The organism is Pontibacter mangrovi (genome assembly GCF_006385705.1).
Classification (GTDB): domain Bacteria; phylum Bacteroidota; class Bacteroidia; order Cytophagales; family Hymenobacteraceae; genus Pontibacter; species Pontibacter mangrovi.
The window spans coordinates 1-17,412 of record NZ_VFRQ01000017.1; the positions used below are offsets into that span (position 1 = coordinate 1).

The 17,412-nt window shown below is 51.5% G+C and carries 18 protein-coding genes; 8 read left to right on the forward strand and 10 right to left on the reverse strand.

Annotated features, from left to right (window positions below; all coding sequences use genetic code 11):
* Positions 1-154: 154 nt before the first annotated feature.
* Entirely contained in the window at positions 155-985 is an 831-nt protein-coding gene (locus FJM65_RS19760; protein WP_181163812.1) for a type II CAAX endopeptidase family protein, read from the reverse strand.
* A 125-nt stretch (positions 986-1,110) separates the two neighbouring features.
* On the opposite strand from FJM65_RS19760, the gene FJM65_RS19765 reads away from it, so the two are divergent.
* Positions 1,111-1,845 carry a hypothetical protein gene (locus tag FJM65_RS19765; protein ID WP_140623849.1) on the forward strand — a complete coding sequence of 245 codons (735 nt, stop codon included), beginning with the start codon at positions 1,111-1,113 and terminating at the stop codon, positions 1,843-1,845.
* On the opposite strand, the gene FJM65_RS19770 is transcribed toward FJM65_RS19765, so the two are convergent.
* Positions 1,823-3,127: a dicarboxylate/amino acid:cation symporter gene (locus tag FJM65_RS19770; RefSeq protein WP_140623851.1), complete on the reverse strand. Its 1,305-nt coding sequence runs from the start codon at positions 3,125-3,127 to the stop codon at positions 1,823-1,825. The two genes, FJM65_RS19765 and FJM65_RS19770, sit on opposite strands and share 23 nt — an antisense overlap.
* Before the next feature lie 312 nt (positions 3,128-3,439).
* Complete coding sequence (locus FJM65_RS19775) at positions 3,440-3,898, reverse strand: peptidylprolyl isomerase (RefSeq protein ID WP_140623853.1); 459 nt, start codon at positions 3,896-3,898, stop codon at positions 3,440-3,442.
* Positions 3,899-4,022: 124 nt separating this feature from the next.
* On the opposite strand from FJM65_RS19775, the gene FJM65_RS19780 reads away from it, so the two are divergent.
* On the forward strand, positions 4,023-4,694 hold the full coding sequence (locus FJM65_RS19780) for a fasciclin domain-containing protein (RefSeq protein WP_140623855.1): 672 nt from the start codon (positions 4,023-4,025) through the stop codon (positions 4,692-4,694).
* 82 nt (positions 4,695-4,776) lie between these two features.
* Here the strand turns inward: FJM65_RS19780 and FJM65_RS19785 are convergent, their stop codons facing one another.
* The 3 genes from FJM65_RS19785 to FJM65_RS19795 form a co-directional block, all read right to left on the reverse strand.
* Positions 4,777-5,478: an SDR family oxidoreductase gene (locus FJM65_RS19785; RefSeq protein WP_140623856.1), complete on the reverse strand. Its 702-nt coding sequence runs from the start codon at positions 5,476-5,478 to the stop codon at positions 4,777-4,779.
* A gap of 785 nt (positions 5,479-6,263) precedes the next feature.
* Positions 6,264-7,187, reverse strand: coding sequence for a ribosome small subunit-dependent GTPase A (gene rsgA, locus FJM65_RS19790; protein WP_140623858.1), 924 nt, complete (start codon positions 7,185-7,187; stop codon positions 6,264-6,266).
* A gap of 5 nt (positions 7,188-7,192) precedes the next feature.
* A complete protein-coding gene (locus FJM65_RS19795; RefSeq protein WP_140623860.1) occupies positions 7,193-8,434 on the reverse strand; it encodes a 3-deoxy-D-manno-octulosonic acid transferase in 1,242 nt (413 codons plus the stop codon).
* 195 nt (positions 8,435-8,629) lie between these two features.
* Between FJM65_RS19795 and FJM65_RS19800 the strand changes: the two genes are divergently transcribed.
* The 5 genes from FJM65_RS19800 to FJM65_RS19820 all read left to right on the forward strand — a co-directional run bounded on the left by FJM65_RS19800 (position 8,630) and on the right by FJM65_RS19820 (position 12,553).
* Positions 8,630-9,220 carry a hypothetical protein gene (locus FJM65_RS19800; RefSeq protein WP_140623861.1) on the forward strand — a complete coding sequence of 197 codons (591 nt, stop codon included), beginning with the start codon at positions 8,630-8,632 and terminating at the stop codon, positions 9,218-9,220.
* A gap of 72 nt (positions 9,221-9,292) precedes the next feature.
* Positions 9,293-10,279: a hypothetical protein gene (locus FJM65_RS19805; protein WP_140623863.1), complete on the forward strand. Its 987-nt coding sequence runs from the start codon at positions 9,293-9,295 to the stop codon at positions 10,277-10,279.
* 204 nt (positions 10,280-10,483) lie between these two features.
* Positions 10,484-11,362 (forward strand): dimethylarginine dimethylaminohydrolase family protein, encoded by an 879-nt coding sequence (locus tag FJM65_RS19810; protein ID WP_181163813.1) that lies wholly within the window; start codon positions 10,484-10,486, stop codon positions 11,360-11,362.
* A 52-nt stretch (positions 11,363-11,414) separates the two neighbouring features.
* On the forward strand, positions 11,415-11,930 hold the full coding sequence (locus FJM65_RS19815; RefSeq protein ID WP_239023035.1) for a GNAT family N-acetyltransferase: 516 nt from the start codon (positions 11,415-11,417) through the stop codon (positions 11,928-11,930).
* Positions 11,927-12,553 carry a class I SAM-dependent DNA methyltransferase gene (locus FJM65_RS19820; protein WP_140623867.1) on the forward strand — a complete coding sequence of 209 codons (627 nt, stop codon included), beginning with the start codon at positions 11,927-11,929 and terminating at the stop codon, positions 12,551-12,553. Before FJM65_RS19815 ends, FJM65_RS19820 begins: the two co-directional genes overlap by 4 nt.
* A gap of 21 nt (positions 12,554-12,574) precedes the next feature.
* Here the strand turns inward: FJM65_RS19820 and FJM65_RS19825 are convergent, their stop codons facing one another.
* The 4 genes from FJM65_RS19825 to FJM65_RS19840 form a co-directional block, all read right to left on the reverse strand.
* Positions 12,575-13,003 carry a hypothetical protein gene (locus FJM65_RS19825; RefSeq protein WP_140623868.1) on the reverse strand — a complete coding sequence of 143 codons (429 nt, stop codon included), beginning with the start codon at positions 13,001-13,003 and terminating at the stop codon, positions 12,575-12,577.
* Positions 13,004-13,618: 615 nt separating this feature from the next.
* Positions 13,619-14,248: a peroxiredoxin gene (locus FJM65_RS19830; RefSeq protein WP_140623870.1), complete on the reverse strand. Its 630-nt coding sequence runs from the start codon at positions 14,246-14,248 to the stop codon at positions 13,619-13,621.
* 30 nt (positions 14,249-14,278) lie between these two features.
* Entirely contained in the window at positions 14,279-14,746 is a 468-nt protein-coding gene (locus FJM65_RS19835) for a Fur family transcriptional regulator (RefSeq protein WP_140623872.1), read from the reverse strand.
* Positions 14,747-14,881: 135 nt separating this feature from the next.
* Positions 14,882-16,168, reverse strand: coding sequence for an aspartate kinase (locus tag FJM65_RS19840; RefSeq protein WP_140623874.1), 1,287 nt, complete (start codon positions 16,166-16,168; stop codon positions 14,882-14,884).
* Between the two features lie 90 nt (positions 16,169-16,258).
* Here FJM65_RS19840 and fbp point away from each other — a divergent pair, with 90 nt between their 5' ends.
* The gene (gene fbp / locus FJM65_RS19845; protein ID WP_140623876.1) at positions 16,259-17,266 is read left to right on the forward strand and encodes a class 1 fructose-bisphosphatase; all 1,008 of its coding nucleotides are present in this window, start codon (positions 16,259-16,261) and stop codon (positions 17,264-17,266) included.
* Positions 17,267-17,412 lie beyond the last annotated feature (146 nt).

Below are 17,412 nucleotides of genomic sequence, written 5' to 3' on the forward strand. Positions count from 1 at the left end.
CTTGTCTTTATAGAAACTGTTCCCCTAGAAATTCGGCTATGCATGCACATAGTTATTATGCACCAAACATTGGGTATCCAATATCGATACTAGTAGATAAACGTCAACAAATGCTTACCTGCACTACATGCGAAACTACTGATTTTTACTTTCCCTACACCATCACCAACTCCTCCTTCATACTTTCCTTCCGTTTCCATGCCAGCACAATGGCCAGCACCACCAGCGCGCGCACAATGGTGAAGATCAACTCGCCGGTTGGCTCCAGGTTGGTGGGGTAGGCCATGTTGGCGAGCAGGTGCAGGAGGATAGCGCCAAGTATACTTCGGTTGGTGTTGTTGTATACCCAGGTGAAGATGAAGGAAAGCGTGATGAGTTGGAAAGACCAGGACCAGAACTGGTAACCGAAGCCTTTGGCGTGCTGCGACGTGCCCTCGATAAAGAACAGCGGCAGGTGCCACAGTATCCAGACAACGCCAAGTATAAAGCTGCCAACTGTGGGGCCATACTTTTGCTGCAGCGGGTCCAGCACGTAGCCGCGCCAGCCCAATTCCTCCGATACCGGCCCAGCCACAAGCATCACGAAGGCAAACAGAAGTATAGCCGAAGGCGAATCAAGGCCGCTGAACAGGCTGGCCACCGGCGGCTGCACGCCTCCGAAGAAAGTATACATGTAGTAGCCCAGCAGGTAGATAGCGGGCATGATCAGCAGGATAACCAGCCACCACACGATACCGACACGTTTCACGCTGAATACCCGGCTCCAGAAGTCACGTTTAGCGGCTGCGTTGCCGTAGCGCTGCACCAGGTAAATGGCCGAAAGCGAAGGCCCGAATGCACCGAGGATCAGCAGCGGCAACATCAGGTTCTCGGGGAGCGGCAGTGCCAGCATGGCGCCCCACACCAGCCACGAAAAGATAAAGCTCAGGGCAAAGAAGCCCCAGATAACGGAGAGGCTGGTTTCTTGTATGGCAGGTTTCTCCATAAAAGTCAGGTTGTGTTGTAAAAGTGATAGAGGAACATTAAAACACAATATAGTAAATATTGTATATACTTCCGCTGCAGCCGCTCTCAAAAACATTATACTCTTAAACAAAGTAGCTTATGGCTATGGAACATCATGTATCTATCTGGCCGGTGCTGGTGCTGGCAATCATTCACTTCTTCGGGACCAGGCTTCGGTTTTTGGCGGGCGTGCCGCGCAGCGTATGGCTTTCCATAGCTGGCGGCGTGTCGGTGGCGTATGTTTTTCTGCACTTGTTTCCGGAGCTAAGCGAGGGGCAGGAGCAGGTTTCTAAGCTTAACTGGGCAGAGAAGTTTTTGAGCCACCACGTGTACCTGATGGCGCTGATAGGGTTGGCCGTGTTTTATGGCCTGGAGCGGATTGTGGTAGAAGAAAAGTATAAGCAACGGAAAGAGGGTACGCAGGAGCCCCCTCATCAGCAGGGCGTTTTCTGGCTGCACATCGGCTCCTTTGCCATCTATAATGCCCTCATCGGGTATATTCTTTTTCAGCGGGAGGAGGGCTCTTTGCAGAACCTGATGTTATTCTCCATCGCCATGGCCCTGCACTTTATAGTAAACGATTTTGGCCTGCAGGAGCACCATCATGACAGTTACAGACGCATGGGCCGCTGGGTATTGGTGGCTGCGCTGGTGGCAGGCTGGGGCGTTGGGTATGTGGTAGAGCTGCCCGAGGCGCTGGTGGTGTTGGTGATGGCCTTCGTGGGCGGGGGCGTGATTATGAACGTGCTGAAGGAAGAACTGCCCGAGGAGCGCGAAAGCCGCTACTGGGCCTTCGCGCTCGGGGCAGGTTTGTATGCTACTTTACTGTTATCTCTGTAGGTGGGTGCAACTGGCCCTCGGTGCGTGCCACCAGCATCGACACGGTAGCGTCGCCGGTTACGTTTACGGTGGTCCGCAGCATGTCCAGCAGCCTGTCGGGGGCAAGTATAAGTGCGATGCCCTCTACCGGAATACCGGCCTGCTGCAGCACGATCACCAGCATAACAGTACCGGCGCCAGGCACAGCGGCAGCCCCGATAGAGGCCAGGGTAGCGGTCATCACAATGCCTAACTGTGCCGTCAGGCTCAGGTCTATGCCATAGGCCTGGGCTATAAACACAGCCGCCACTGATTGGTAAAGGCTGGTGCCGTCCATGTTGATGGTGGCGCCAAGGGGCAGCACAAAGCTGCTGATCTCCTTGTTGATGCCCAGGTTCTTCTCGGCACACTCCATGGTTACAGGCAATGTGGCCGCACTGGAGGAAGTAGAGAAGGCCAGCATCTGGGCTGGAAAAATCCCTTTCAGGAAGTGGCCATACTTTGTTTTGCCGATCGTCACGACCAAAACCGGGTACACCACAAAGATCATCAGGCCCAGGCCAATAGCCACTACCAGGCAGTAATAGCCCAGCACCAGCAGCAGCTCCAGCGCAGCGCTGGGGTCGTCGCCGGCAAACTCCACTACCAGACCTCCCAAAAGGGCAAACACGCCGTACGGGGCCGCCATCATAATAATGTCCACAATTTTCAGGATGGCCATGTTCACGCCCTCAAAGAAGTCGTTTACGGGCTGGGCCTTGTCCGGAGGGATCAGGATGAGGGAGATGCCGAAGAGCAGGGCAAAGAAAATAACCTGCAGCATGCTGCCATTGTCGGTCATGGAGTTGAAGATGTTGCTCGGAACGATATCTATGAGTGGCTGCAGCGGGCCCTGCTGTTCCACAGAGGCCGCATCCGTTGACTTTTGGCTGGTGGTAGAGGCAAACTGCTGCTTAAACTCTTCGCGCTTTTCCGGGGAGAAAGCCTTGCCCGGCTCAAAAGCGTTTACCAGCACCAGTCCCAGTACCACTGCTATCACTGTAGTGGTCAGGTAGAGGGCAATGGTTTTGGAGCCGATGCGCGAGAGCCTGCTAATATCGCTGAGGCTGGTAACGCCCGTGATCAGCGACACCAGCACCAGCGGCACGGCAATCAGCTTAAGCAGGTTGATAAAGATAGTGCCGAAAGGGCTGATCCAGTCTAGGGTAAACTCGACGAGACCCAGGGAACTGGCGAGCATCCCCCAAAGCACGCCTAAGGTCATGCCTATCAGAATTTGCCAGTGTAGTGCTAGTTTCTTCATACGTGGTTAAGCGGGCAGTACGTTTGCCGCAGTAGTAGCGGCCTATCGCACAGTTAGTTAGTGATCAAATCCAACCCTTGCCTTAGTGAAGCAGGCGAAACGGCTAGGTTATGCTTTAGAAGCCAAACGGCTGTTAGGTAAAAATAAGCATAATTAGCCAGTAAGCGCAGCTTGTACCGAAAATATCCCGAATAAAATTGATTTAATCCTGCGTGTGCGACAAGGCCAGGGTGCCAGGGGCGCTAAAACTAGCAAGGCCTTCTCTGCAACTGCAGAGAAGGCCTTGCCTTAATGTTCTAATTTAGCGCAGCACTAGGCTTCGTTCACCACAATCTTTTCGATACGATCGTTGGCACGGATCTGGTCGATCACGTCTTCGCCTTCCACTACTTTGCCGAACACGGTATGGTTGCGGTCGAGGTGGGCCGTGTTTTTGCGGCTGTGACAGATAAAGAACTGAGAGCCACCTGTGTTACGGCCAGCGTGAGCCATGCTCAACACGCCGCGGTCGTGGTACTGGTTCTCGCCTGTCAGCTCACAATCGATCTTATAGCCGGGGCCGCCGGTGCCAGGCACGCCTTTAGCGCCCTCGCGGGTGTTCGGGCAGCCGCCTTGTATCACAAAGTCAGGAATAACGCGGTGGAAGGTAAGGCCGTCGTAGAAGCCTTCTTTGGCCAGTTTTATAAAGTTTTCTACCGTTTTTGGAGCGTCTTTCTCGTAGAACTCAACTTTCATTACTCCTTTGGCGGTATGGATGTCTGCGGTTTTCATGTATGGTTTTGATTTAGTTTACATATTGTACCAGATAACAAAAGTACGCAATTTATAGTTTAAGAGAACAATAAGCAGACCTTACGCAAGGCTGCAAGCAATTACAAACGCGACAACTACGACTATGAAAACACTTAAGCATTTAGCGCTGGCCGTGGCGCTGTGCGGCAGCGCCGCCATGGTAAGCTGCGGCACACGCGACGACAACGCAGCAAACGAGCTACAGGAAGAAACCAAGCCTAACCCAGGAGGGCAGGAAGAAGCGAAAATGACCAACCCGAACACGCCGGGCAAACAGGCAGGAGAGGGCGAGTTGGGCGGCGATCCGGTAGACGCTTCCATGACAGGCGTACAGGTGGGCGGCCAAGAAATGGTGCCTTCTAAAAACATCGTGCAGAACATCAGTTCCGACAGCAACCTGCAAACCCTGGCCGCAGCCCTGCGGCAGGCTGGCTTGGTAAACACGTTAAACGGGAGTGGCCCCTACACCATATTTGCGCCAACTAATGATGCCTTTAAGGCTATGCCGGAAGATGAACTGGAGAAACTGATGGAGGCCAGTAACAAAGACCAACTGGCAGCGCTGCTTAAAAACCATGTGGTGGCCGGCAAACTTACCGCTGCAGACCTGACGGAAGGCACCACCCTGAAAACACTTGGAGGGCAGCAGCTAAACGTAACAGCGAAAGGCGATGACATTATGGTGAACGGCGCTAAAGTGGTGCAGGCAGATGCCATGAGCCAGAATGGCGTGATCCATATAGTGGAGAAAGTGCTGACGGAAGAGAAAATGTAACCAAACTGGTAACCTGTAAAAGCGGCCTGTGCAGCTACCGTAGCGGTTGGCTGCACAGGCCGCTTCTGTTTTTGGGGTTTTTTTAAAAAGGATTAGTGGCCCACACAGAATGCTCCGGTATAAAGCCGCGGTTATCCATCTGCAGCGCACTTTTGATGGCCCAGGCAATCTCCTCGCCGCGCAGCTTGTTGTGTTGGCTCTCGCGCTCCTGCCGGTCCGGCTGGCCAAAGGCGGTAGTTACCTCGCTGGGGTTTATCAGCATCACGCGCACGTTATACTTGCGCAGCTCCGCCTGCCAGCTTTGCGTCATACTTCTGAGCGCCGCCTTGGAGGAGGCATACACAGAGCCGCCTTCATACCCTTTTAGTGCAGCCGTAGAGCCGATGTTGATGATGTTGCCGTAGTTCTGTTTCTTGAAGATCTCCGCAGCACGGCCCGCCATCATGGCCGCCCCAAACACATTCACGCTGTAGATGCGCTGGAAATCCTCCACCGTCAGTTCCTCCACCGGTTTAGAAACCCCGATACCCGCATTGTTGATCAGCACATCCAGTTTGCCGTACTCGTTCAGGAAAGCTTTGAACGTGCGCTTCACATCGTCGGGGTTGGCCACGTCGGCGGTGATGGGCATGGCGCCCAGGTCGCGGGCAGCCTTGTTCGTGCGTTTCTCGTCTCGGCCGGTAATGGCCACGTTGGCTCCTTTCTCTATCAATAGCTTTGCTGTGGCATGGCCAATGCCCAACGTGCCGCCCGTGATCAGGATATTCGCGTTTTCGAGTTTCATAGTATGATTCTTTGGTTCTGAAGTATAAATCCTTGTAACGGAGCGGGTGAGGGATTGGTTAGTGGGTTCATCTGGTGCAAGTATTTATACTTGTGTCTTATCACGATGTTGAGTTTCCCTGAAATGCTTCGGGGCAGGGTAACTCAATTGAATAGTATAGCCATAGCTTATACTTTGGCTATACTTTTAATTGTGATTTTACACTTTCATAGCCACTTTTCCTGCAGCTTCAATCAAGCTATCCTTACTAGCTCCCGTTCATCCTCCAGACTCATTTGCCTTTTGTTTCATCTCATACTTTCTGCCCTCCCAGGCCGGGGGCCTCGTCTTCCCGCATCGCGCTGTGTGCCTGAAGCTGCCTTCGCTCTGCTCCGGCTGCCGCAACCGCGGCACCGCAACATGCACAAGGCGCTCAACCCAAAGGCTGGGATCAGATCCGATAGCCACCGCTGACGCAGCTTAAACAGAATTTCTCTCCTTGGCTAAGGAGGGGCAGGGGTGGTTTGACAGGGTTGGGGTGAGGTAAATTCCCCTCCTCGGAGGGGCTAGGGGTGGGTTTACACCTGCACGCGCTATAAGTGAAGCCATGGATTTATACTTCAGCAACAGGAATTTCAGATTCCCCTCCTTAGCTAAGTCGCTGATCCCAGACTTGTTTCGGGATAGGGGTGGTTGGCCTCGGTAAAAGCCATAGATCTGGTAGCAAAAGAAAAAGGCGCAAAGTATTGCGCCTCTACAAGTATAACTTTCTAACTCCCAAACTCTCTACCTCTCTAACTCCCAAACTACTTCCGGTTGTCCTGGCCGTGCAGCATGCTCAGGTAGCTTTCGTAGCGGCTTAAGGAGATTTCGTTCTGGCGGACGGCCTCGATGATGGCGCAGCCGGGCTCGTTGAAGTGGGTGCAGTTGTTGAAGCGACACTGGTTCAGGCGCTCGCGCATCTCCGGGAAAAAGTGACTCAGCTCCGCCGGCGGAATGTCCACAATGCCCAGCTCTTTGATGCCCGGCGTGTCGATGACGAAGGTTTCCGGATCGATCTCAAACATTTCGGCGAAGGTGGTGGTGTGCACGCCTTTGTCGGAGAAGCCGGAGATCTCGGAGGTTTTCAGTTCCAGGTCGGGCACGATGAGGTTGATGAGCGAGGATTTGCCTACGCCGGAGTGGCCGGAGAGGAGGGTGGTTTTACCGTGCAGCAGCGCCTTTATCTCGTCTATACCCTCGTTGTTCAGGGCCGACACCGCCAGGCTCAGGTAGCCGATCTTCTCATACATGTAGCTGATCTGGCGCTGGTATTCCTTTACATCCTCATCATACAAATCTGTTTTGTTGAAGATGAGCATGGCCGGGATATCGTAGGCCTCAGCCGTAACCAGGAAGCGGTCTATAAAGCCAAAGGAGGTGCGCGGCGACACCAGCGTGACGATGAGCAGGGCCAGGTCCAGGTTGGCGGCGATGATATGGGAGTGGGCGGATTTGTGCGTGCTCTGACGGATGATGTAGTTCTCGCGGTCCTCGATCTTGTAGATCACGGCTGTGTCCTCGCCGGTGGTTTCTACTTCAAACTCCACGCGGTCGCCAACGGCCAGTGGGTTGCTTACCTTCAGGCCTTTTATCTTGAACTTGCCGCGCAGGCGTGCCCGGTGCAATTTGCCATCCTCGTCGCGCACCAAATACCACGATCCCGTCGATTTTACTACTACTCCTTTCATTCCGTCTATTTCAGCAATTGGGTTACGTCGGCCATGATCTTAGCCGTGGCGCCCGCCTGCTCTTGTACGTATTCTTTTTCCTTGTCGGTTATACTTTGGCGCAGCCCCGGCGTGGTGTGCACCCGCTCAAATGCCTGCAGCAGCTCCTCCGCGCTCTGCACCGGAAAAGCACAGCTCAGCGCCACCAAATCCTTTGCCTCCTGAAACTTATCATACTTCGGGCCGAAGAACAGCGGCAGCCCGAACACGGCAGCTTCCAGCGTGTTGTGCAGCCCTTTGCCAAAGGCGCCGCCGATGTAGGCGTAGGTGCCGTAGCTGTAAAGCGAGGAGAGCATGCCGATGTTGTCGATCACCAGCACGTTATACTTGGCCGCGTCTGTTTCAGAGGTCTGCGAGAAGCGCACGGCTCCCTCGCCCAAGCTTTGCATTACCACGTTTATACTTGCCTCGTTCACCTCATGCGGCGCGATGATGAACTTTATACTTGGTTTATACTTTTGGATCAGCGGGAGCAGCACTTCCACATCGGCAGGCCAGCTGCTGCCCACCATAAACACCTCCTGCCCGGCGGCAAAGGCCTCCACCAACGGTATAGTTTTTATACTTGCGGCTGTCTGCAGCACCCTGTCAAAACGCGTGTCGCCGGCGATGCTGGCGTTAGTGATATTTATACTTTGCAGCAGCTCCAGCGAGCTTTGGTTCTGGGTGTAAATGTGCGTGAAGCGGCGCAGGATGTTGCGGTAAAAATAGCCGTAGCCCTTAAAGAACATTTGCTCCGGCCGGAAAATGGCCGAGATAGAAAGTACAGGTATACTTCGCAGCTCCAGCTCCTGCAGGTAATAATGCCAGAACTCATACTTCACGAACACGGCCAGCTTCGGCTGGGTAATCTCTAGGAAGCGTCTGGCGTTGCCGGCGCTATCCAGTGGCAGGTAGAAAATATAATCGGCACCCGCGTAATTTTTGCGCACTTCGTAGCCGGAAGGGGAGAAGAAGGTGAGCAGCACTTTATACTTCGGAAATGCCTCCCGGAACGCCTCGATCACCGGCCGGCCCTGCTCAAACTCGCCCAGCGAGGCGCAATGGAACCACACCAGCGGCGCCTGGTTCTGCTGCAGCGCCTCCTGCAGCCGCTCAAACTGCCGCTCGCGCCCCTGCCGCATCAGCCTGGCCTTCTCGTTAAAAGGCGCTACCAGGGCAATGGCGGTTCTGTAAGCCTTCAGGCCGATGTCGTAGAGTAGCTTCAAAATTTATACTAGGTTGAGACGCTCACAGGTCTAGAAGACGCTGTGAGCGTCTGGTTCTGCTGCAAATATAGCGCTTTGCGTAGGGATAGTTGGTAAGGGAGGTGTGATTACTTGGTGAGTTACTGTTATCTGCTATATTTGGTTAGAAAAACGTATGTTGTAACGTTTAGCAGTTAGTTACCAAGTATAAAAATCATGAAGAAGTGGATGTTTATTATAGCCTCGTCAATTGTGATACTTCATAGTTGTACAAGTGCAGAATCTAAAACAGAAGAAATAGTAAATGAATATCCATCTATAGCTCCTGGTTCTCTCTCTCAACAGTTATCAATAAATGATGCCAAAGAACTTGTTAACATCTACATTGATTCCCTTACAAATTTAAGTGTAGTAACAGCAACCTCGATACAGGAAGAACAGCCTTTTAGAGAAGGATTTGCCTACGGCTATGGAATCTTTGCAGACAAAAAAGACTCTACAAGATACTATCTAATATTAGAAGAAACTGTAGAGACTTCTACAACGAATCCACGACCAAATTGGAAAATTATAGATGCCTTATCTATCTCTAACTGGGCTGATAATCAGATGAACTACAGTCTGAATACAATGTGCAAGGAATCAGAATTTTCTTACTTTACTATCGTAGATAGATATACTGAAGATAAGCCCAAGATATTACACGCTTATCGACTTAACCATAAAAAAGGAAAAATAGAATTGGTAGATAAACCAGTAATCAAATGTGTACAAATCGGGTGTGGTGATGATGAAGATTGTGATTAAAAATGAAATTTGCTAACCACACCTTTACCATAGCTACGCCATGGCAAAGCCCAGTCCGTTAGGTGTAATTTTATGAACCGCAAAAGCCTATTAAACCAACTTGAATTAGCCTACGCTCCTTTGACAGCATACGAATTCGCTATAGTCAAGGACGATAAATTGGTTGAAAGAGCACTTGAAAAAGCAAGCCTATATCTAATTGGGCAAAGACCTGTTATTACTTTTGAGAATTTTATTCCTGACACAGCCATATATCAATTAAACTTTGAAATTCATCAAAGAAACAATCCCAACATATTGAAATGTAAGTTGCCATTTGACCAAGAAGTATTTGGGTTGATGGAGGACAATGTTGTTGATGTGGCATTTAATTATTTAGAAAATTCGACTAAACAGGATAAACTACTGTTCAAAAATATTCATGGCTTCTCCTTAGTTAAGCACAGGCAAGAAGGAAAAGAGTTTATTATTTGGTTTTCCCCAGAAAAGCTTCTCCAGAACTGGTGGAAAGGAAGTATAGATTGTGAAATTGAGGGGGATTGGCAATCCTTTATACAATACAAGGTGCATTATGTTGGAAAAGCAACTAAGCAAAGCATACTAAGACGCCTGACAGGACATTCAACATTTCAAGATATTCTTTCATTAGAATCACCTGTTACTGAAAAACAATTACCAGCAAATGAAATTGTAATCCTTCCTTTTGAGTTCCAAAACAATTTGCAATTTCAATCATTCGGAGATGGAGCTGATGCGAAAGCTATGGTTGCTGCTTTGCTTGGTGAAAATTACCCTCATCAAGAAAAAGTATTTCTTGATGCTGAAAAGGCTCTAATAAAAGCCATGCAGCCAGCATATAATAAGGAAATGTTTAAGAGCTATCCAGTTAGTAAAGACGGACTATACAATGACAATTACGATGCTATTTCATACACATTTATCGACCCGATTGTGTTGCTTTATAACGATGGAGAAATCAAAGGAGGTTTGAACTCGATCGGTGGTGATGCTATCATCATACTTGACAATAGTGACTTTAAGCTTGTGAAGCATGAGTAAAGCTTTACATAACCACACCCATAAGCCAGCTACGCCACCGCAAAGCCAAGTACGTTGTTCAAAAGCCTCTCATACAATACGCACAGCCACTCAACAAAAAATCTACAACATTAAGCCACCCACCTTTCACAATTCTAAATTATAACAAATCCAACTCCTGTCCTTATTTTTGCAGCGCAGAAAGCACCCTAAGATAGTATAGAATTGAGCAAGAGTATAAAGCAGTACAGCGAAACCGATACGCTGCAGAAAGTCATTATCGGGAGGTACGAAAATTACAGCGAGGCGCCGGCTTATGTGGAGCTGGTGAACGAGGATCAGAAGAACGGATTGCCGCCAAAGGAGCAGCTGAAGGAGGAGTTCGACACTTTCCGGCAGGTGCTGACCGAGGCAGGCGTGGAGGTGCTGGTGCCGGATTACGTGGGCAAGTTCGTGTACGACCAACTCACGCCGCGCGACCTGGGCATGGTAATAGGCGAGAAGTTTTTGCTCTGCAACATGGTAAAAAGGAGCCGCCGCTACGAAAGCGCAGGCATTTTTCGCTACCTGCACGACATTCCCGGTCACGAGGCCAACATCATCATCCCCGACTCACCCACCTGTTTTATAGAGGGCGGCGACATACTGGTTGACAAAGGGAATATCTTTGTGGCCGTGTCGCAGCGCACGAACCAGGAGGGCGTGGCTTTTCTGGAGGAGCAGTTTGGCAGTGATTTTAACGTAGTGCCGGTAGAGGCGCGAACCTTGGCAGAAGGCGAGAACGTGCTGCACCTGGACTGCATGTTCAACCCCGTGGGAGGCAAGGCGGCGCTTATCTATGAGGAAGGCTTCAAGCAGGTTCCACGTGAGATTCTGGATAACTACGACCTGATCCGGGTGAACAAGGAGCAGCAGCGGGAGCTGGCCACCAACATTCTTTCCCTATCGCAGGACCGGGTCATCAGCCGCGATCATCCGCTGTGCAAGCCCATCAATGCGGAAATCCGGAAGGCAGGTATAGAGGTAACAGAGATTACCTTTGATGCGGCCCCGGCCACTGGCGGCTCGTTCAGGTGCTGCAGTTTGCCTTTGCTGCGAGGCTGATTCGTGTATAAGTATAAAAAGGAGTTCAGCGGAATATCAAACAAAAGCAATTTTGAGTAGCTTACTCCCTCAAAGTATAAAAGCCATGCCCCTCACCACCCGTCCCATCCAGCCCACCGACAACGAGCCACTGGCATCGCTGATCCGCACGGTTTTCCGGGAGTTCAAGATCGACAAACCTGGCACGGTGTACACCGACCCGACCACCGATGCTTTGTACCAGCTGTTCCAAAACCCAGCCAGCGCCTACTTTGTTGCTGAAGAAGATGGTGTGCTATTAGGAGGTTGCGGCATGTATCCTACCGAAGGTCTGCCTGAAGGCTGTGCGGAGCTGGTTAAGTTTTACCTCGCTGCCGATGCCCGGGGCAAAGGCATTGGTAACAGACTGATGGAGCAAAGTATAAAAGTGGCCCAGGAACTTGGCTATAAGCAGTTATACCTGGAATCGTTCCCCGAACTGGCCAGAGCCGTATCTATGTATGAGAAAGCAGGTTTCCGGCCCTTGCCGCATGCGCTCGGCAACTCCGGCCACTACGCCTGCACCATCTGGATGCTGAAAGAACTATGAGCATAGAACAAGCCTACAACCGTTGGGCCCCGCAGTACGACACCAACAAGAACCGCACCCGCGACCTGGAGGCCGTGGCCCTACGTACCACGCTGGCAAGTATACCTTTCGAGACTTGCCTGGAGATCGGCTGCGGCACAGGCAAAAATACCGAGTGGCTGGTGCGCAAGGCGCTGCACGTTACCGCCGTGGACCTTTCGGGGGAGATGCTGGAGCGGGCCCGAAAGAAGGTAAGCTCCAACAAGGCGGAGTTTATACTTGCCGATATCACCAAAGATTGGAACTTTGTAACGCAGCCCTACGACCTGGTAAGCTTTAGCCTGGTGCTGGAGCACATCGCCGATCTGGATCATACTTTTAAACAGGCGGCGGAGATGCTGAACCATGGCGGGCATGTCTACATCGGCGAGCTACACCCTTTTAAGCAGTACGTTGGCACTAAAGCCCGCTTCGATACGGAGGAGGGGAGGCAGGAGGTGGAGTGCTACGCCCACCACGTCTCGGACTTTGTGCAGGCCGCCAAACAGCACGGCCTGAAGCTGGTAGACCTGAACGAGTACTTCGACGAAAACGACCGCACAGGTATACCGCGCATACTTGCTATACTTTTTCAGAAGATTTAAATCTCGATCCTTTACCTGTAACTATTGCTTCAGGAAACTATAGCCGACACCTGCTCCTATCCATGGCAAAACCGGCAGGTAGGAGTTTGTGATAAGTATAGGCTGCGTGTTGATGTGGTAGAAAAACCCGTTGCCGTCTTTAGGGTAATGCTTAAAACCAAGGTAAAGCGTGAAAGGAACTATTGTAGAGAAGTCCCCTTCGCAGTCAAAACAGTTATTTAGCCTGTTACTGAAATACTCTTTTGTAGTGATAAAACCAGCTAAGCCAAACTCAAACTTATTGTTGCTGCGGCCCAGGTTGGCCCCGACGAACAAGGGCAGTGAGGGAAGCCAATCATCATTGGTGCCCAGTACAGCACCTATGCCCGCACCATAGTGCAGACTCAGTGTTCTATCTGCATTCGGGTTACGCTCATAGAGTACAGCCGCTCCAGCTATGCTTTTGCCCATTAATTCAAAATTTATAGTGTGCCTGGTTTGGGCGGTTGCCCATGAGGCGGCACAGCAAAAGGCGAGCAGGAGGAGGACTTTTTTCACACATAAGTATAGTGAAAATATGTATGAATATAAAGTGTGTGAGGTTACCAGCTATAAACGAGAATAAATATCCTAGTTTTTCCGGGAGGTGCCGGGATAGGGCCAAAACCTTTAGTAAATGCTCTTCCGGACATCCTTGTCCGGAAGCAGACTGCCGAGGATTTCCTAATCCCCGTGTTGCTGTAGAACGCGGACTAAGAAGTCCGCTGCAAACTTGGTTTCGGACAGGGACGTCCGAAACAGCAAAGTTTGGTGAAGCGAGGCACAAGCGGACGCTTGCGCCAGAAATAAACTAGTATAAAAGTATCGCCAAAGTATAAAGTATGACTCGTTGAGCCAGTCGAGTCACAGACTCGACATCATTGGTAGGACACGGGTTGCAAACCCGCGCCAGCGAGAGAAATTCCCCTCCTCGGAGGGGTAGGGGTGGGTTTACACCTGCGTAGGGGCAGGCAATTATCACTTGAATCATAAAAACAAAAAGCCCCGACTTATGCCGGGGCTTTTCTATAATCAAGCTTTTTAAGCTTAGTGCTTTGCAAGGTAGCTAGAAACGCCTTCTTTCGTAGCCTGCATCGCCTCTTTGCCTTCAGACCAGTTGGCTGGGCAAACTTCGCCTTTCTCTTCGAAATACTGCAGGGCGTCTACCATACGCAGGGCCTCGTCGATAGAGCGGCCAAGCGGCAGGTCGTTTACAACCTGGTGACGAACTACGCCTTCTTTGTCGATCAGGAACAGACCGCGGTAAGCAACCGGCTCACCTATGAAAGTAACCTCACCTTCTTCGTTGTAGTCATAATGACCAGCCAGCACGTCGTAGTTCTGGGCGATGGTCTTAGACGCGTCTGCTACAAGTGGGTAGTTAACACCCTCGATGCCGCCCTGGTTGCGCGGCGTGTTCAGCCATGCGAAGTGAGAGAAGTGCGTGTCGGTAGAGCAGCCTACTACGGCTACACCTTTGCGCTCAAACTCTTCCATTCTGTCCTGGAAGGCGATGATTTCTGTTGGGCATACAAACGTGAAGTCCATTGGATAGAAGTAGAAAAGTACGTGCTTCTTGCCAATGTACTGCTCCAGTGAAAAGTTCTCTACAAATTCTCCGTTTTCAACGGCTGTTGCTTTAAAAGAAGGTGCTTTTTTACCTACTAATACTGCCATGTGTTATTTAGTTTTTAGTTTTTGAAAAATCTATTTTGAAACTCGTGTAATGCTGATTTGTTTGTCGGGCTCCACCTTGTTCCCCGTCAGCTGCACCGAAACGCCTTTTATCTCGAAGTTCTCCAGCTTGCGTTTGCTGAAGAACTCTGTCAGCAGCTGCTCCAGCTCCGCATCCTCAAAATCGACGATCTCCTTAGTTTTGCTGCAGAAAATGTGGTTGTGCACGTGCGTGTTGGCGTCGTAGCGCTTGCCGCCCTCCTCTGAGAGCGCCCTTTTGATCAGGCCCCTCTCCACAAAGGTATCCAGCGTTTTGTAAACCGTGCCCAAGGATATACTTGGGTTGGCCGGCTTCAGGCGCTGGTACACATCCTCGGCGGTAGGGTGGTGCCCATGCAGCCCCATCACCGACTCGAACACAACAATGCGCTGGTGCGTGGCTTTGAGGCCACCCTCCAACAGGCGCTGTCGCAATTCGTCTCGTGTCAGGTTTTGCTGCATACCAGATAAGAATGTTTCTTAACTAGGAAAAGTTCCTGCAAAGATAGAAGGAAGTTAGAAAGTTAAAAAGTTAGAAGGTTAGAAAGTTTGGAGTTGGCGTTATATAGCGCAGGCAGCCGCAAGCTAGCACTGAGGTCATACATCCTGGCTCCGGCATACTAGCTGGAAGGTGGTGCGGGTGCGCTGCTCCAGTAGCACCCGCTTGCCCTGCAGTATGCGGTTTATACTTGCGGCATCGTAGTTCTTAACGGTGTACAGGCGCAGTTCCGTGTTGTAGTGTATCACAAACTGGTCGCGCAGCGTCTGGATGAGCAGCTGGAGCTTTTCGGGGTTGTCGTCGGTGCAGATGGAAAAGGAGATGGCCGAGTTCTGCATCAGGTTGATCTTTATCCGCAGCTCCGACAGGGCGTTAAAAATAGTGCCCAGGTTCTTCTCCGAGATAAACGTGAAGTCCTTTACCCCGAACGACACCAGGCACTGCCGCTCTTTAATGATATAGGCCGGAGCCGTTACCACAAAGCGGCAGTCGCAGATCTGGGTGCCCTCTCCCTCCGGGTTCAGAAACGACTTTACGTAGAGCGGGATCTTTTTGGTGGCCAGCGGCTTTAGGGTTTTAGGGTGGATGACCGAAGCGCCGTAGTAGGCCATCTCGATCGTTTCCTGGTAAGAGATCTCCGGGTAGCGCACTGTGTCGGGGAAGTATTTGGGGTCGGCGTTGAGGAGGCCCTCCACATCCTTCCAGATGCTCATGCTTTCGGCGTCGAGGCAGTAGGCAAAGATGGCAGCGCTGTAATCGGAGCCCTCTCGGCCCAGCGTGGTGGTGAGGCCGTTGTTGGTACCCCCCAGAAAACCCTGCGTTATCACCAGCCCCTCCTGCAGCAGCTGGGGCAGGTCGCGCCGGACCAGCCGCTCCGTCCAGGTCCAGTCCACGCGGCCCTCGCGCCAGTTGTTGTCCGTTTGTATATATTTCCTGCTGTCTATCAGATGGTTAACCAGCCCTTGGTCTGCCAGAAAATGGTGCAGAATGGCAGAAGAAAAAAGTTCGCCAAAACTTACCGTTTGATCGTATACCTTATCAAAATTGCTGCCGGAGGCAATGCGCTGCAGCTGGTGGCGCAGCAGCTCAAACAAATGCTCCAGCCGCTGGTGCACAGGGTGCTCTTGCTCCGGAAACAGCTCTTGCAGCACCTGCAGGTGGTATTCTTTCAGTTCAGCAAGGCCGGGGGCCACATCCTGCTGTTGGTATGCCTGCCCCAGCAGGGCCTCCAGCGCGTTGGTGGTTTTGCCCATGGCAGATACCACCACCAGTAACCGCTGCCGGCCACCATGCGTTTGAACGATGCGGGCAAGGTTGCGGAACGCTTCGGCGCTTTTAACGGAGGCGCCGCCAAACTTGAAAACTTTTATCCTTTCTGTACTCATACGTTGGTAAAATTAGGCATCATTCGGAATATAGCCTAAAAACGATATTTTTGTAATAAACTAAACTAATACTAGGTTAAACTCATCTTTATGAACGACAAACTCGGACTGCCTGTAGGCACTACGCTGGACAGGTTTATCATGAGAAAGCAGGAAGACTTCCCCTTTGCCACAGGAGAGCTGTCTCAGCTGCTGCGCGACATTGCCTTGGCGGCCAAGATCGTAAACCGCGAAATTAACCGGGCCGGCCTGCTGGATGTAACCGGTGCCTACGGCCAGCAAAACGTGCAGGGCGAGGACCAGCAGAAACTGGACGTGATCGCAAACATCCGCTTTATACGTGCCCTGCGCAATGGGGGCGAGGTTTGCACCATCGTTTCGGAAGAGGAAGACGACGTGATCCAAACGGGCAACACCAAAGGCAAGTACATCGTGGCCATCGACCCGCTGGACGGCTCCTCCAACATCGATGTGAACGTGTCGATCGGCACGATCTTCTCGATTTACCGCCGTGTGTCGGATAACTGCACCGACGGCACCATGGACGACTGCCTGCAAAGCGGTACGCGCCAGGTGGCGGCGGGTTATGTCATCTACGGCTCGTCTACCATGATGGTGTATACGACGGGCAACGGGGTAAACGGCTTTACCTACGACCTGACGCTGGGCGAGTTCTTCCTGTCGCACCCGAATATCTGCACCCCTAAAACAGGTAACATCTACTCCATCAACGAGGGTAGCTTTAACTCGTTTCCGGAGGGCGTGAAGCAGTACGTGAACTACTGCAAAGACAACAGCTACTCGGCCCGCTACATTGGCTCGCTGGTGGCAGACTTCCACCGCAACCTGCTGAAGGGCGGCATTTACATGTACCCGCAAACGGCCAAAGCTCCCAACGGCAAGCTGCGCCTGATGTATGAGTGCAACGCGCTGGCCTTTATTGTGGAGCAGGCGGGAGGCAAGGCAACCAATGGCTCGCGGCGCATCATGGAGCTGGTGCCAACCGAGCTGCACCAGCGCTGCCCGCTGTTTATCGGCTCTACCGAAATGGTGGAGAAAGTGGAAGAATACCTGAAGGCTGAGGTAGAAGTAAACTAAGCCCGCACCCAACCAAAATCTGGAATTAACTAGCAAAAAAGCATCAAAGGCAGAGGGCCGTTAGCGCCTTCTGCCTTTTTTATGTGCCGTACTTATACCAATATCGACTGAATAATGCGTATGGACCAGCTCAACAGTTTTCTAAC

Bases quoted from the DNA above. Each gene is read 5' to 3' on its own strand.
- FJM65_RS19820 (WP_140623867.1), top strand. From the start codon at position 11,927: ATGAGCATAGAACAAGCCTACAACCGTTGGGCCCCGCAGTACGACACC.
- FJM65_RS19830 (WP_140623870.1), bottom strand. From the start codon at position 14,248: ATGGCAGTATTAGTAGGTAAAAAAGCACCTTCTTTTAAAGCAACAGCC.
- FJM65_RS19840 (WP_140623874.1), bottom strand. From the start codon at position 16,168: ATGAGTACAGAAAGGATAAAAGTTTTCAAGTTTGGCGGCGCCTCCGTT.
- FJM65_RS19805 (WP_140623863.1), top strand. From the start codon at position 9,293: ATGAACCGCAAAAGCCTATTAAACCAACTTGAATTAGCCTACGCTCCT.
- FJM65_RS19785 (WP_140623856.1), bottom strand. From the start codon at position 5,478: ATGAAACTCGAAAACGCGAATATCCTGATCACGGGCGGCACGTTGGGC.
- FJM65_RS19770 (WP_140623851.1), bottom strand. From the start codon at position 3,127: ATGAAGAAACTAGCACTACACTGGCAAATTCTGATAGGCATGACCTTA.
- fbp (WP_140623876.1), top strand. From the start codon at position 16,259: ATGAACGACAAACTCGGACTGCCTGTAGGCACTACGCTGGACAGGTTT.
- FJM65_RS19825 (WP_140623868.1), bottom strand. From the start codon at position 13,003: ATGGGCAAAAGCATAGCTGGAGCGGCTGTACTCTATGAGCGTAACCCG.
- FJM65_RS19775 (WP_140623853.1), bottom strand. From the start codon at position 3,898: ATGAAAACCGCAGACATCCATACCGCCAAAGGAGTAATGAAAGTTGAG.
- FJM65_RS19800 (WP_140623861.1), top strand. From the start codon at position 8,630: ATGAAGAAGTGGATGTTTATTATAGCCTCGTCAATTGTGATACTTCAT.
- FJM65_RS19760 (WP_181163812.1), bottom strand. From the start codon at position 985: ATGGAGAAACCTGCCATACAAGAAACCAGCCTCTCCGTTATCTGGGGC.
- FJM65_RS19765 (WP_140623849.1), top strand. From the start codon at position 1,111: ATGGAACATCATGTATCTATCTGGCCGGTGCTGGTGCTGGCAATCATT.
- FJM65_RS19780 (WP_140623855.1), top strand. From the start codon at position 4,023: ATGAAAACACTTAAGCATTTAGCGCTGGCCGTGGCGCTGTGCGGCAGC.
- FJM65_RS19835 (WP_140623872.1), bottom strand. From the start codon at position 14,746: ATGCAGCAAAACCTGACACGAGACGAATTGCGACAGCGCCTGTTGGAG.
- rsgA (WP_140623858.1), bottom strand. From the start codon at position 7,187: ATGAAAGGAGTAGTAGTAAAATCGACGGGATCGTGGTATTTGGTGCGC.